The organism is Haloarcula sp. R1-2, assembly GCF_011627385.1.
Taxonomy (GTDB): Archaea; Halobacteriota; Halobacteria; order Halobacteriales; family Haloarculaceae; genus Haloarcula; species Haloarcula marismortui.
In genome coordinates this window covers 251,095-264,445 of sequence record NZ_JAANTG010000002.1, presented here as the reverse complement: position 1 = coordinate 264,445, position 13,351 = coordinate 251,095, and the positions used below count along the sequence as shown (strand labels likewise).

Genomic DNA, 13,351 nt, shown 5'->3' with positions numbered 1-13,351 from the left:
CACAGGGGATAGACACGAACAATGAAACTCGGCATCCTCTCTGATATCCACGGCAATCGGGTGGCGCTCACGGCGGTGCTTGCAGATATGCCGCCAGTTGACGGGCTGGTCTGTGCGGGGGACGTGGTCGGCTACAACCCCTGGCACGCCGACTGTGTCGACGCGATGCGGGGGCACACCGACGCGCTCCCTGCGGACGCTTCCTGGCCGACCGAAGAAGTCCCGACAGTGATGGGCAACCACGACCGGGCCGTCGCCGCCGAAACGCCGTTCGCGTTCAACGGGATGGCACAGGCCGGCATCGAACACGCTACCGAACAGTTGTCCGACGAGCAAATCGAGTGGCTGGCGGCACTGCCCGATGAGCGCCACGTCTATGATGATCGGGTGAAACTCGTCCACGGCCACCCGGACGACCCGGACCACTACACGTACCCCGAAGAGTTCGGCCCGGACCTGCTGGGCGACGAGGACGTGCTCGTGATGGGCCACACGCACCATCAGCACCACGAAGTGTACGGGGACGGTATCGTGATGAACCCCGGCAGCGTGGGCCAGCCCCGCGACAGGGACCACCGGGCCGCCTACGCCGTGCTCGACCTCGCGGACCTAACTGTCGAGGAGCACCGCGTGGCCTACGACACGAGCGCAGTCATTGACGCGGTAGAGGACGCTGACCTGCCGCGGCAAATCGGCTTCCGGTTGACCCAGGGCCGGTAGCCATAGGAACGGCACGTCGTCCGTCGGCGGCAGCCTGCAGATACTGCAGCGGGACGAGAGAATTTATGTCCGTGACCGCTACTGTATGGCGTGGAGTCCCCATTTGAGGTCCTCGGAATTACACCGGACGCCGACGACGGGGAGATCGTCGACGCGTACCGCGAGCGGGTAAAAGAAGCACACCCCGACCAGGGCGGGTCGGCGGCCGAGTTCCAGACGGTCAAAACGGCCTACGAGCGACTGCAGAACGGATACGAGCCCGGGGACCCGCTTCCCGAGGAGACAGCGGAGCCCGAAGCCGAAGAGGCCCCGCCGGAACCGGGCGACCCGATGGTAGAGTTTCTCAACTTCGAGGTGCTTGAGGACCACGGCTGGGCACTCGAAGACGAGGACCTGTTTGCGAAAGCCGCCGACGCGAACCTGCAATCGACTGATTTCGGACGGTTCTACGTCGACCCGAACGACACGCTGCTGGAAGCGGCGGAGAAAAACGGCTTTGCGTGGCCCTTTGCCTGCCGCGGCGGCGCGTGTACGAACTGTGCGGTGGCGGTCGTCGACGGCGAGATGCCGTCGCCGGCGAGCCACATCCTCCCACCCGAACTCACCGAGAAGGGGATTCGCCTGTCGTGTATCGCTGCACCGGTGTCTGACGACGCGAAAATCGTCTACAACCTGAAACACCTCCCCGAAGTCAGCGAATTACTGCTGCCCGCGAGCCGGTTCGAGCAGGCTTCCTCAACCGATTAACAAGTCCCCGGCCGTTAGAACACGTCCTGAACGAGTGAGAGAGCCTGTTCGCGGTCCTCCCACGGGACGAACACGGAGACCGACGTCGCAGACGTAATCACGTCATAGAGGTGGATGTGGGCGTCGGCCAACGGTGCAACGACCTGATGCGCGAGCGCCGACTGACTCGGATCGCCGCCGGTGACGCGGATAACGGCGATCTCGTCTTCAACGGTGACCGACGAAAGCGTCTCGTCGTCAACGATGCGGGCGTGAAGCAGCGCTTCGGCCTCCTCGGCGTCATCTTCGTCGACGTAGAACGTCAACGAGTCCATCCCCGATGAGTTGGCCTCGATGTTGATCTCCTCGTCCGCAATAGCGCCTGACAGGTCCGCGAGGATGCCCGGGCTGTTCCGGATAGCGCGGCCGGCAACGGTGACGCAGGCGATTGGCTGTTCCTGCAGGTCGATGAGGTTCTGGAACTCGCCCTCGATGGAGGTACCACCGGCGAGCAGGTCGCCGTGCTGGTAGTGGACGACGCGAACACCGAGGTCCTCACTCTTGTACGACAGCGCCGACGGCGCGACCACCTCGGCCCCGCGGAAGGACAGCGAACGGAGCTCGTCGACGGAGATTTTGCCGACGTTCCGAGCGCCTTCGACGACGCGCGGGTCCCCGGTCATGACGCCTTCAACGTCGGTGACGATGACGACTTCGTCGGCGTCCATGTAGTCGCCCATCATCACGGCGCTCGTGTCGGAGCCGCCACGGCCAAGCGTCGTCACGTTGCCCTGATAGTCTTGTGCCAGGAAGCCGGTGATGACCGGGACGACATCCTTGAGTTGGCCGGCGAGCGCATGGGCGCGCTTCTGTGTCTCCTCAACGTCGACTTCACCGTACTCGTCGGTGATGATCGGCCAGTCCTCGCTGCCGGGTTCAAGAAAGACCGCCTCGATACCGCGGGCGGCGAGTGCACCCTTGAGCATCCGGACAGATGTCCGTTCGCCCATGGAAACGATTTCCGCACGGTCCGCGGAGTCGGCGTCGTAGTTGATTTCTTCGAGCAGTTCGTCGGTCGTGTTGCCCATCGCCGAGGCGACGACCGCGACCTCGTGGCCCTGCTGGACGGCAGCGGCAATCGAGTCCGCGGCCCGGTTGATGCGGTCGCCGCTACCGAGGCTCGTCCCGCCGAATTTGGCGACTACGCGCATGCTACCACCGTGTCCGTGTGTACGTGAACCATTGCCCTCGCGTTATCCGTCGCTCGGGATAACTGTGTTCATCTGTGACCGCGTCTCACTGTCGACAGCGACCGGCAGATTCCGTCGTGCGAAGCCCTGTTGCTGCGAAGGCGGGCACAGTCCGGAGCGTCCGACACACCGTTTATTTGCGTGGGGTTCCCACGCACATGTATGGATATCCGCGACGCTATCGAGGATGACGCCGAGCGACTGGCCGCCCTCGCTGACGGGCCGCCGGACGTGATGCGAAACCTCGTCCACGACCGCACTGTCCGCGTGGCCGAGGAAGACGACAGCATTGTGGGGTTCGTGAGTTTCGACGCCGAACGTGGGACCGTCCACGTGACGCAACTGGCCGGGTCGAGCGACGCCTGTGAGGAACTCCTGACCGACCCTATCGAGTTCGCGCGCCGGGAACACATGACGGTCGAACTACTGCTCCCGGAGGACGAATCGCAAGTCCGGACCGCTGTTGAGGCGGTCGGGTTCACCTCCACTGGAAACGGTCCCCGGTTCGACGGGCAGGAGACGACGCGGTACCGCTTAGAGCCGGAGCGGGCGGAACACTGACCGGCGTCAGGGGGCCGAAAGCCGCCAGCCGAGCGTCGCACACAGCCCGAACCCGAAGGCGTTGAGCGAACCATGGAGCGCAACCATCGTCGATATCGTCAGCCCCAGCGAGCGGCCGGTGAACGTCGACACCCCGTAGCCGAGCGCGAGCGCCATTGAAACTGGAAGCGCGACCGCCGCGATGCCGAGCAAGAGCCCCTGCGGTCTAGAGCAGGCAGGGACGACACGATGCAGGACTACACCGCCGAAGGCCGCGACGGCGACAGTGAAGAGACTCACTGCGACGACCTCCACCAGCGGTGAGAAGGCGATACCGACCGCGATGAGTGCCGGGCCGACGAGGATGACACCCGCAACGGTGCGGAATCCCCGCGAGCGGTCACCGAGGTGTCGGCCGGTCAGTCCCACCGCGACCGGGAGGACGAACCCGGCGTAGTGGAAGTGGACCGCTGTGAGTCGGATGATGACGCGGTCGAACCAGAGCGTCAGGTCGAGATGGGCCAGCAGGAGTGCGACCGCGCCAACCGAGACGTAGGCGAAGCCAGCATCGATAGCGGTCTCTGGGAACACTAGGCCGCCCCGAGTCCGAACGAACGCCGCGAGTCCGAGGAGGCCGGTGACCGCAAGCCACGGCGTTGCGAGCGCGGCGGCCAGCAGTGCTGGTGACGGAATGACCAGCGATACCGCAAACAGGAGTGCGCCGACCGGCTGGAGCCAGATGGCTGTGGTCGTGAGCCGACTGACAGGTGCCTCGAACGCTCCGCTCACCGCCGTTCGGAGGGCGAGCGGGACCAGCACGAGCGGCGCGAGTGCGAGCGCCCGTTCGATAGCGTCCAGTTCGCCAGTGACCGTCATCGCCAGCCAGACCACCGCTCCAAACACCGCGCTCAGGTCCGCCACGGCGATGCCCCGGATAGACGGCTTGGCGACGGTGGCGAGTGCTGGCTGCCGGGGCCCAGCGGCGCGGTCGCTCATCGCGGCGGGAGCCGGTCGAGTCCGCGGACGATTCGGAGGTCGTCGGGCGTCCCGTCGCTGGCAGTCTGGTCCTGCGTGAACGTCCCCCGATAGCCGAGCATGTGGCCCACGAGGTCGTTCTCGACGGTCGCGGTGACGTGGTAGCGTTCATCATCCTCGTCGTAGCGGTCACGTACCTCGACATCGGCGGCCAGCGGCCCCGGCAAGGGCACATAGCGGTCGCCCAGACGAGCCCACTGGCGGCCGCCAGCGACCACGAGCGCGCCGTCCTCGACCCGCGGGTGGAGTTCGCTGGCGACCCGGCCCTGTGTCCCGAGGAAATCGAGCAGTCGCTCGGCCTCGGCGTCCCAGACGGTCAGCGAGTCGAACAGGCGGGTGGTGTCGCCAAAGTCGAAGGCGCGGCGGGTCGTCATCGCCTCGTGACCGCCGTCCGTCGTGTAGGCCACCGTCGTCACCGAAAACGGCACGTCCTCGCCGGCTTCAGGGAACAGCATATTCTGGGTCGTCATCGCGTACAGCGCCGGGAGGACCAGCGTCCCGCGGGTAATATCCATCTCGCCGCGACCGACACAGACCGTCCCGTCGTCCGGGGCGAGGCTGTACCGGTCACGGACCTTCGGGTGGAGGTCGGCCGCGGCCTCGCCCAGCGCCCGCTCGTAGACGCCCGTCACAGTCTCACCCGCGCTGGTGGCATCCGCAACGCAATCGACGGTTCGACGGCAGCGCTCAGTCGTACTGCACTTCGCGTCTGTGCGTCCATTGGTTGGCTGTTCCCGGGGAAGATGGATATTTCTACTGGGTAGAAGACGGAAAATACTGAGTAAAGAGCCAGCGCAGTCAGTTTTCGACCAGAAAGTCGGGCAGGGCCTCGCCGTTGGCGGCCCGTTCGCCGACGTTACTTCTTCGAGCGGAGTTTGCGGTAGAGATACGCGACACCGAGACCGCTGGCGACCAGCGCCGGGACCAGCGGCGCGTCGGCGGCCTTCGACGCCTGTCGCCGAATCGTCTCAGTGACTGACGACGGTTCTTCGATGAGGTCCAGCACGGCCTCGGTGCTGTTAGCGACCGGCTCCGGCTCGTTCCCGGCCTCTGCGGCCGCTTCGGGGTCTTTGAGCAGGTGGCCCGTGGTCAGGCAGACGACCGACTCATCGCTATCAACCTCGCCCTTGCGCCGGAGTTTCCGGAGGCCAGCGACGGAGGCGGCGGACGCCGGTTCGACGCCGACGCCTTCCCCGGCGATGTCGCGCTGCGCTTCGGTGATTTCCTCGTCGGAGACAGCGACAGCGGTGCCGCCGGTCTCACGGATGCCCGGCAGCGCCTTCGGCGCGTTGACCGGATTGCCGATGCGGATGGCGGTCGCGCGGGTCTCGACGTCATCCCAGCGGCGGGTGTCCTCGTATCCATTCTCGATAGCCTCGACCATCGGAGCGGCACCCTCTGCCTGCACGCCGGTGAGTTTGGGCACCTGCTCTTCGGTGATTGCGCCGGCCTTGACGAGTTCGCGGAAGCACTTGTACAGCGCCGCGGTGTTGCCGGCGTTGCCGACCGGCAGGACGATTCGGTCCGGGTACTCGCCGTTGTCGGCGTAGAACTCCTCCATGATTTCCAGCCCGATGGTCTTCTGGCCCTCCAGACGGAAGGGGTTCAGCGAGTTCAGGAGGTAGGCCTCGCCGCGGGCGGCGAGGTCCTGCACGATGTCGAGACACTGATCGAAGTTGCCGTCGACTTCGAGAATGCGCGCGCGGTGGAGACTTGCCTGAGCGATTTTGCCGGCTGCAACCTTCCCGGCAGGCAGGAGCACGAGCGTCTCCATCCCGCCGCGGGCACCATAGGCCGCAAGCGCAGCGGAGGTGTTGCCCGTCGAGGCACAGGCCAGTCGGTCGACGCCGACCTCTTGGGCGACCCGGACACCGACGGTCATGCCGCGGTCCTTGAACGAGCCAGTGGGGTTCATCCCCTCGTGTTTCACGCGGAGCGCGTCGACGCCGATGTCGTCTTTCAGGCGGGGCATCTCGTGCAGTGGCGTGTCACCCTCGGGGAGCGTGACACCCTCTTCGAAGGGCAGGGCAGCGTTGTACCGCCAGACCCCCGAGCCTTCGAACTCGTCGAAGGTCGGCAGGTCATCGTAGCGGACCTCGAGCAGGCCGTCGCAATGGTCGCAGGTGTAGCGAATCTCGTCGAAGGGAGCGAACGTCTCACCACACTCGATACAGGCCAGCCAGACGCCGTCATCGGCAACCGGCGGCACGTCGTCGGTGAGTTGCAGGTCAGCCATTGTCGGGACCATGCTCCCAGTGGGCAAAAGTCGGACGGTTGTCGGCTATACTGCCAGCGTTCACGGCGCGGCAGCTATCACTCGCTGGGCCTGGCGTCGAACTCGTCGATACGGTGATGGACCGCGACAGTCCACTCGTCGAGGGTCTCGTGCATCAGTTCGCGGGCCTCCGACAGCGGTGTCGCGGTGTACTGGTACACGTGGCCGCCGCCGTCGAGCAACCGCCGTTTCCGCGTCGCAAGCCCCTTCTCGCGAAGCGTCGATAGCGACCGGTTGACGTTCGAGCGATCCCGACCAAGTTCGTCAGCGAGTTCCTCGACAGTGCTTGCAGGTGTTTCGAGCAATGTCTGATACGTCCGTACCTCGTGTTCCTGAACGCCGAACACACAGGCCATCACATCCGAGAGATTCGGTTCGTCGTCGACCATCAGCTCGTGGAACTGGTCCGGAGATGAGTTGACAGACATACCCACCTGTATACTTCCGACCCGGATAAACTGGGTCGTTACCTCAACCTCACCGCTCTGGTGTCGGTGCTGCCCGATTTCGGACATATCAAATCGTCTACTGTTTCAGGGTGGACTACAAACTAGCCGGACACCAGCAGCAACTGGTGCTGTGAGGAACGTTGTCAATGCTAGCAAAAAGGGTGCCGTTTCAGGTGGAGAGTTCCCCGAGACGGAATTGTTGTTGTCTCAATTTACAATCACCCTCAAAAGACTATACTATATAGTTACAGATAAGAAGTATTAACACTCATCGACGGGTGTCAGTTAAAAAGAAGTAAGCGCATGTCCCGTCGTGGTGTTCGAGCTACGATGAGGATGCTAATACTTCCCGATCCCAGAAACCAATGAATTACAGGAGTTTCGACCATCTCAGTGCTGATACGCAGGAGTGGATCGTCGATCTACCAGACGGCCTGGATCTGATCGTCGGAATACCCAGAAGTGGCATGTTAGTGTCAAACTTACTCTCACTGCATCTCAATCTCCCGATGACAGATATCGACGGGTTGCGGGAGGGCAGACTCCTGCAGACGGGGGAGCGGTATGATGGTGAGTTCGACCTCTCGGAGTTCTCGAAGATACTGGTGGTCGACGACACCGTCTACACCGGAAGCGAAATGACCGAGGCGCAGTCGACGATTGGCGGGTTTGATCTGTCCGCAGACGTGTACTACGGCGCTGTGTACGTGGACGAGGGCTCCGAGCAGTTCGTCGATACGTACGCCCAGACCCTGGCGTTCCCGAGGGTATTCGAGTGGAACATGATGCACCACGACTTCCTCGAGGACTCCTGTGTCGACCTGGATGGCATCCTCTGTCGCGACCCGACACCCAAAGAGAACGACGACGGGCCGAAATACCGGGAGTTTATTTCGACTGTCGATCCGATCTGTGTTCCCTCGGTGGAAATCGGGAAGATCGTCACCTGTCGGCTGGAGAAGTACCGCAGCGAGACTGCCGCCTGGCTTGAGGAACACGGGATCGAGTACGACGAACTGGTGATGATGCAGTACCCGGACAAAGCCACGCGGGTCGCCGCAGGCAACCACGGCGAGTACAAGGCCACGGTGTACCAGTCCTCGGACGCCAAACTGTTCGTCGAAAGCTCACACTCTCAGGCGCGGACGATCGCTATGCAGACGAACAAACCCGTCTACAGCAAGGAGCAAAACCGGATGCTCCAGCAGGGGTATCTGAACCGCGTCACCAGAAACGGCCAGATGTCTATTGAAGCCGTCAAATCCGACCCGCTCAGATACGTCGAACAGTTCAGGTCGGACCCCGTCGACTTCGTCAAGCGGGCTTCGTCGGTGTTTCTCTGATTTGCAGCGGTCACCTGCCACGGCCTCCGGTGGGCCCAAACGCTAACCACGAGACGCCCGTGGGTCCGACCATGGATTCGGGACCACTCGCAGAGACAACTGTACTCGTCACCGGAGCGAGTTCGGGTATCGGCGCGGCGACCGCCCGGAAGCTGGCCCGCGACGGGGCTGACGTGGCGTTAGTTGCCCGCCGGGAAGACCGACTCACTGAACTGGCCGACGAAATCACCGACAACCACACCGTCGGTACCCACGTCGTGCCAGCCGACGTCAGCGACCGGGCACAGGTCACGGCCGCTATCGAATCGACCGTCGAAGCGTTCGGCTCACTTGACGGCGTTGTCGTCAACGCCGGGGTCGGCCGCGGGTCGGACGTTGAGACGCTGTCAGACGAGCAGTACCGGACGATGATGGACGTCAACGTCGACGGCGCGTTCTACACCGCCCGCGAGTCGCTCTCCTATCTCCGGGACGGGGCCGGGTCGCTGGTGTTCGTCGGTAGCTTCGCCGGGCAGTATCCCCGGCCGTTCAACCCCGTCTACGCCGCGACGAAGTGGTGGCTCCGTGGCTTCGCACATAGCCTCGCCGGCCAGGTCGGTGACGACGACATCGGCGTCACGGTTGTCAATCCTTCAGAGGTCCGGTCGGAGTTCAACTCCGAGGACGGAACGGCGTTCAACGAGCGGTTCGAGCCGGGCGAGGTGACCGAGCCCGAAGAGGTAGCCGACGCTATCGCCTTCGCCATGCGACAGGAGCCACCGACCACCATCAACAGCATCGACGTGTTCCGCCGGGACAAATTTAGCCACTTCTAGCCTACCACCTTTTTCCACGGGGGCATCGCGCTCGCCGCTGGCGAGCGCTCAACCCCCGCGCAAAAACGTCCTCAGAAGTCGGAGACTTCTGATGGGCTGCACAAGAGCTTCGCTCTTGTGAACGTGGGCGAAAAAGGCGCGAATCGCTCCGCGATTCGCGTGAAACCGCGGGCCGTCGGCGCACGGTACAGTGGCATCGCCACAGACCGCTTCCGCCCGGCTAACCACTCTAAATCTTCGGGCCGGCCGATTACTACGCCTGCTCGGACAGCCACACGAGCAGTCCCTTCTGGGCGTGCAGGCGATTCTCCGCCTGATTCCAGACGACAGCGTTCTCCGATTCGATGGCAGCGTCGGTGACCTCCTCGCCGCGGTGGGCGGGCAGGCAGTGCATGAACGGCCGGTCCCCAAGCAGGTCCGGCGTGATCTGGAACCCCTCGAAGTCCGCGAGTTTCTGGTCGCGTTTATCCTCCTGGCCCATGCTGACCCACACATCGGAGTACACCACGTCCGCGCCAGCCACGGCGGCCTCTGGGTCGTGGGTCGTCTCAGGCGCGTTACCGAAGCCGGCGGCGCGGTCGGCCACATCATCAGAGATGCCGTAGCCCTCCGGCGTGGCGACGGTGAGGTCGAGGCCGACCATCGCTGCGCCGATGACGAACGACTGGCAGACGTTGTTACCGTCGCCGACCCACGCCACGGAAACGTCATCAAAGTCGCCGAACTGCTCACGGATGGTCAGCAGGTCGGCGAGCGTCTGGCAAGGGTGGGCGTCGTCGGTCAGCCCGTTGATGACCGGAACGTCGGCGTATTCGGCCAGTTCCTCGGCGTCCGCGTGGTCGAACACGCGGGCCATGATGAAATCGACGTAGCGCCCGAGCGCACGGGCGGTGTCTTTCACCGGTTCGCCGTGGCCCAGATGGATGTCGTCGGGGCCGAGAAAGACGGCGTGGCCGCCCAGTTGCGTCATCCCCGTCTCGAAGGAAACCCGGGTCCGCGTCGACGGCTTCTCGAATATCATCCCGAGTGTCTGCTGGTCGAGCAGGTCACTCGTGCTCCCCTCGCCGTGGTCGGCCTTGATGGCCGCGGCGCGGTCGAGGACGGTCACCAGTTCGTCGGTCGTGAGGTCGTCGACGTCGAGTATATCCATCTCAGTCCTCCAGCAGGCGTTCGGTCGCGGTTTCGAGCACCGCGACGGAGCGGTCGTATTCGTCGAGCGGGAGGTGCTCGTTCGGTGCGTGGTCGAGGTCCGAGTCGCCAGGCCCGTATGTCACCATCGGACAGTCCCACGCCTTCGCGTAGACGTTCATGTCGCTGGTGCCAGTCTTGCGAAGCAGCGTGGGCTCGCCACCCTGCTGCCGGATGGCGGCCCGGAACGCCCGGGCGGCGCTAGTTCGGGGGCTCTGCATCACCGGTTCGACCTTGTCGTCCCAGTTGACCGTGCCGTTCTCCAGAAACCCGTCGGCGATTTCGCGGATTTCGCCGGTGCTGTACTCCGGCGGGACGCGAAGCTGGACATCCATCGTCGCTTCGACGCTCAGTCCGTCGCTCGATGTCCCGCCGTTGAACTCAACTGGCTTGCAGGTGACGCGCTCGAAGACGGGGTGCCACTCGTCGGTAGCGAACTCGTCGTCGACCGACGACCACCAGTCGATAGCGTCCTGAATGGCGTTGTTCTCCGGGCGGGAGGAGTGGCCGGACTCGCTGGTGGCGACATAGGTCCCGGCCAGCAGGCCGCGATAGCCAAGCGTGATGCCCTCCCAGCCGGAGGGCTCGCCATTGATGACGGCACCGGGTTCCGACTCGCGGTCCTCGACGAGGAATCGAGCACCTTTCGAATCGACCTCCTCGCCGACGACGCCGACGAACGAAGCGCCGGTGCGGACGGCGGCGACGGCCATCGCACACAGCGGCCCTTTCGCGTCGACGCTGCCGCGGCCCCAGAGCACGTCACCCTCATCGTCCTCCTCGACGCGAACCGGGATGTCGCCCGGGACAGTGTCGATGTGAGAGGTGAGCAAGACGCCGTCATCTGCGGGCGCGCGGACGTTGCCAACTTCATCGAGCCACGCCTCGCGGCCGTGGGCCTCGAAGAACTCGACTAACCGTTCGGCCGCCTCCGTCTCGTTCCGCGAGACAGACGGGATGCGGACGACAGCTTCGAGCAGGTCACGTGCCTCGGTGTCAGCCTCGCGGCTCGCGGCTTCGCTCATTCCACCACCTCCGCCATCGCGTCAACGACGGCGTCAGCGTGGTCCTTATCAATGGTCAGAGGCGGGAGCAGGCGGATAACCGTGCGGCCGGCCGGCAGCGCGAGCACCTGATGGTTCAATGCAAGCTTTTTCAGCGCCGCGTTCGCGCCGCGGCCGACCTCAACGCCGATCATCAGCCCCTCGCCGCGGATGTCCCGCACGTCGTCACCGATAGCTGCCTCCAGTTCAGTCAGGAGGTAATCGCCGATAACGGCGGCGTTGCCGGGCACCGAGTCCTCGATGATGGTCGAGACTGTTGCGCCGGCAGCCGCCGAGATGACCGGCCCGCCGGAGAACGTCGAGGCATGGGAGCCGTAGTCCTCGGCGATCCAGTCCCGGCACAGCGTCGCGCCGATAGGGAGACCATTTCCGAGGCCCTTCGCCGCGGTTATCATGTCCGGCGCGACGGCGGCGCGCTGGGAGTTCCACAGCGCACCGGTCCGTCCCATCCCGGTCTGGACCTCATCGAAGATGAGTGCTGCCCCGGCGTCTTCGGTAATCTCCCGTGCGTCTTCGAGGTAGCCGTCCGAGGTAGGATTGATACCGCCTTCACCCTGAACAGGTTCGACGATGAACGCGGCGGTGTCCTCGTCGACGGCTTCCTCAAGCGCCTCGCTGTCGTCGTAGGGGACGAACTCAACATCGCCGATGAGCGGCTCGTAGGGTTTCTTGTACTTGTTTTTCCACGTGGTCGCCAGCGCGCCCATCGTCCGGCCGTGAAAGCCCTGCATCGTCGCGACGATTTTGGAGTTCCCCGTCGCCGACCGGGCGAACTTCAGTGCGGCCTCGTTGGCCTCGGTCCCGGAGTTACAGAGCCAGGTCTTGTCAATCGGGTCCGGTGCGGTCTTGGCGAGCAGGTCGTACAGCGCCGTCCGTTCGGCGTTCGGATAGGACGCCTGAACGTACGTTATCTTCTCTAGCTGTTCGCTGACGGCGCTGTGGACCGCCGGGTGCTTGTGGCCCAGCGGGACACAGGCGTAGGATGCGCCCATGTCTAGATACTCTGTGCCGCTGTCGTCGTAGACGTAGGCACCGTCGCCACGTTCGATCTGGATAGGTTTCTCGTTGAAAACGAATCCGCTCATTGTTCCTCCGTCGCTGTCTGGTCTGTGTCCTGTTCGAGTGCGCTCGCGTGAACGTGGGTTCCGCCGCCGTCAAGCGCCGAGAGAATCGGTGACTCGGCGTTGGCGTCTGACACCACGACCTCCGATGCGCCGCCGTCGAGCGCCTCCTCGGCGGCCATGATTTTCCGGCCCATGAATCCCTCTGCAGCGTCTTCAAGAGCGTCCCAGTCGCTTGCCGTCTCGACCGATTCGATGAGCGTCGACGGGTTATCGGGGTCTGCGTAAACGCCCTCGACATCAGTGAGGAGCACCAACTGCGCATCGAGTTCGCCGGCGATGGCCGCCGCCGAGCGATCGGCGTCGGTATTCACTGGAATTACCTCACCGTCATCGTCTCCCGCCATGGGTGGCCCAGCCACCGGCGTGTACCCATCGCCGAGCAAGGTCTCCAGCAGGTCACCGTTGACCTGCTTGATCGTGCCCGAGTGGTCGCCGCGGCGAATCTTCTTCTTCCCGTCCTCGACGACCCGCACTGCGGACTTCCGCGGTCCGTAGAGCAGTTTGCCGTCGACGCCGGTGAGCCCGACCGCATCGACGCCCTCGCTCTGGAGGCCGGCGACGAGCTGGGTGTTCAGATGCCCGAAGGCCATCTCGAACACCTCCATCGTGGTCTCGTCGGTGAACCGGCCGACGACGCCCGACGGTGTCTCGACGTATTCAGGCTCGACGCCAAGCCGTTCGAGCGTCTCGTCGACTTTGGTGGAGCCGCCGTGAACCACGACGACCTGCTCACCATCGGCCACTAACGATGCCACGTCCGCAAGCGCCCCCGCAGGGTCGACCGCGCGAGCGCCACCGACTTTGATAACGACTGTCATAAGA

The 13,351-nt window shown here is 64.2% G+C and carries 14 protein-coding genes; 5 read left to right on the top strand and 9 right to left on the bottom strand.

Annotated elements, in window-relative coordinates:
- The first annotated feature begins 21 nt into the window (after nt 1-21).
- Nucleotides 22-720 carry a metallophosphoesterase gene (locus G9C82_RS09425; RefSeq protein WP_127013957.1) on the top strand — a complete coding sequence of 233 codons (699 nt, stop codon included), beginning with the start codon at nt 22-24 and terminating at the stop codon, nt 718-720.
- A gap of 90 nt (nt 721-810) precedes the next feature.
- Nucleotides 811-1,467 carry a ferredoxin Fer gene (fer, locus tag G9C82_RS09420; RefSeq protein WP_127013956.1) on the top strand — a complete coding sequence of 219 codons (657 nt, stop codon included), beginning with the start codon at nt 811-813 and terminating at the stop codon, nt 1,465-1,467.
- 14 nt (nt 1,468-1,481) lie between these two features.
- Here fer and G9C82_RS09415 read toward each other — a convergent pair whose 3' ends face one another.
- Entirely contained in the window at nt 1,482-2,657 is a 1,176-nt protein-coding gene (locus G9C82_RS09415) for an aspartate kinase (protein ID WP_004959847.1), read from the bottom strand.
- A gap of 201 nt (nt 2,658-2,858) precedes the next feature.
- On the opposite strand from G9C82_RS09415, the gene G9C82_RS09410 reads away from it, so the two are divergent.
- Nucleotides 2,859-3,257: a hypothetical protein gene (locus G9C82_RS09410; protein WP_004959850.1), complete on the top strand. Its 399-nt coding sequence runs from the start codon at nt 2,859-2,861 to the stop codon at nt 3,255-3,257.
- Between the two features lie 6 nt (nt 3,258-3,263).
- Here G9C82_RS09410 and G9C82_RS09405 read toward each other — a convergent pair whose 3' ends face one another.
- The 4 genes from G9C82_RS09405 to G9C82_RS09390 form a co-directional block, all read right to left on the bottom strand.
- Nucleotides 3,264-4,232, bottom strand: coding sequence for a YndJ family protein (locus tag G9C82_RS09405; protein ID WP_127013955.1), 969 nt, complete (start codon nt 4,230-4,232; stop codon nt 3,264-3,266).
- On the bottom strand, nt 4,229-4,903 hold the full coding sequence (locus G9C82_RS09400; RefSeq protein ID WP_127013954.1) for a DUF4166 domain-containing protein: 675 nt from the start codon (nt 4,901-4,903) through the stop codon (nt 4,229-4,231). The genes G9C82_RS09405 and G9C82_RS09400 overlap by 4 nt, the downstream gene beginning before the upstream one ends.
- Before the next feature lie 224 nt (nt 4,904-5,127).
- Nucleotides 5,128-6,519, bottom strand: coding sequence for a threonine synthase (gene thrC / locus G9C82_RS09395; protein WP_127013953.1), 1,392 nt, complete (start codon nt 6,517-6,519; stop codon nt 5,128-5,130).
- A gap of 65 nt (nt 6,520-6,584) precedes the next feature.
- Nucleotides 6,585-6,974: a helix-turn-helix domain-containing protein gene (locus G9C82_RS09390; RefSeq protein WP_011224364.1), complete on the bottom strand. Its 390-nt coding sequence runs from the start codon at nt 6,972-6,974 to the stop codon at nt 6,585-6,587.
- 386 nt (nt 6,975-7,360) lie between these two features.
- On the opposite strand from G9C82_RS09390, the gene G9C82_RS09385 reads away from it, so the two are divergent.
- Both G9C82_RS09385 and G9C82_RS09380 read left to right on the top strand, forming a co-directional pair.
- Nucleotides 7,361-8,338, top strand: coding sequence for an orotate phosphoribosyltransferase (locus G9C82_RS09385; protein ID WP_004959867.1), 978 nt, complete (start codon nt 7,361-7,363; stop codon nt 8,336-8,338).
- 71 nt (nt 8,339-8,409) lie between these two features.
- Nucleotides 8,410-9,153: an SDR family oxidoreductase gene (locus G9C82_RS09380; RefSeq protein WP_011224365.1), complete on the top strand. Its 744-nt coding sequence runs from the start codon at nt 8,410-8,412 to the stop codon at nt 9,151-9,153.
- Between the two features lie 253 nt (nt 9,154-9,406).
- Here the strand turns inward: G9C82_RS09380 and argF are convergent, their stop codons facing one another.
- The 4 genes from argF to G9C82_RS09360 are packed head-to-tail and all read right to left on the bottom strand — an operon-like array spanning nt 9,407 to nt 13,347.
- A complete protein-coding gene (gene argF, locus G9C82_RS09375) occupies nt 9,407-10,303 on the bottom strand; it encodes an ornithine carbamoyltransferase (RefSeq protein WP_127013952.1) in 897 nt (298 codons plus the stop codon).
- Nucleotide 10,304: 1 nt separating this feature from the next.
- The gene (locus tag G9C82_RS09370) at nt 10,305-11,366 is read right to left on the bottom strand and encodes a [LysW]-lysine hydrolase (RefSeq protein ID WP_127013951.1); all 1,062 of its coding nucleotides are present in this window, start codon (nt 11,364-11,366) and stop codon (nt 10,305-10,307) included.
- Nucleotides 11,363-12,490, bottom strand: coding sequence for an aspartate aminotransferase family protein (locus G9C82_RS09365; protein ID WP_004959876.1), 1,128 nt, complete (start codon nt 12,488-12,490; stop codon nt 11,363-11,365). The genes G9C82_RS09370 and G9C82_RS09365 overlap by 4 nt, the downstream gene beginning before the upstream one ends.
- The gene (locus G9C82_RS09360; protein ID WP_127013950.1) at nt 12,487-13,347 is read right to left on the bottom strand and encodes an acetylglutamate/acetylaminoadipate kinase; all 861 of its coding nucleotides are present in this window, start codon (nt 13,345-13,347) and stop codon (nt 12,487-12,489) included. The genes G9C82_RS09365 and G9C82_RS09360 overlap by 4 nt, the downstream gene beginning before the upstream one ends.
- Nucleotides 13,348-13,351: the final 4 nt, after the last annotated feature.

Coding starts and splice junctions, on each gene's coding strand:
- G9C82_RS09410 (WP_004959850.1), top strand. CDS start 2,859: ATGGATATCCGCGACGCTATCGAGGATGACGCCGAGCGACTGGCCGCC.
- G9C82_RS09370 (WP_127013951.1), bottom strand. CDS start 11,366: ATGAGCGAAGCCGCGAGCCGCGAGGCTGACACCGAGGCACGTGACCTG.
- G9C82_RS09425 (WP_127013957.1), top strand. CDS start 22: ATGAAACTCGGCATCCTCTCTGATATCCACGGCAATCGGGTGGCGCTC.
- G9C82_RS09390 (WP_011224364.1), bottom strand. CDS start 6,974: ATGTCTGTCAACTCATCTCCGGACCAGTTCCACGAGCTGATGGTCGAC.
- argF (WP_127013952.1), bottom strand. CDS start 10,303: ATGGATATACTCGACGTCGACGACCTCACGACCGACGAACTGGTGACC.
- G9C82_RS09360 (WP_127013950.1), bottom strand. CDS start 13,347: ATGACAGTCGTTATCAAAGTCGGTGGCGCTCGCGCGGTCGACCCTGCG.
- G9C82_RS09380 (WP_011224365.1), top strand. CDS start 8,410: ATGGATTCGGGACCACTCGCAGAGACAACTGTACTCGTCACCGGAGCG.
- G9C82_RS09385 (WP_004959867.1), top strand. CDS start 7,361: ATGAATTACAGGAGTTTCGACCATCTCAGTGCTGATACGCAGGAGTGG.
- thrC (WP_127013953.1), bottom strand. CDS start 6,519: ATGGTCCCGACAATGGCTGACCTGCAACTCACCGACGACGTGCCGCCG.
- G9C82_RS09405 (WP_127013955.1), bottom strand. CDS start 4,232: ATGAGCGACCGCGCCGCTGGGCCCCGGCAGCCAGCACTCGCCACCGTC.
- G9C82_RS09415 (WP_004959847.1), bottom strand. CDS start 2,657: ATGCGCGTAGTCGCCAAATTCGGCGGGACGAGCCTCGGTAGCGGCGAC.
- G9C82_RS09365 (WP_004959876.1), bottom strand. CDS start 12,490: ATGAGCGGATTCGTTTTCAACGAGAAACCTATCCAGATCGAACGTGGC.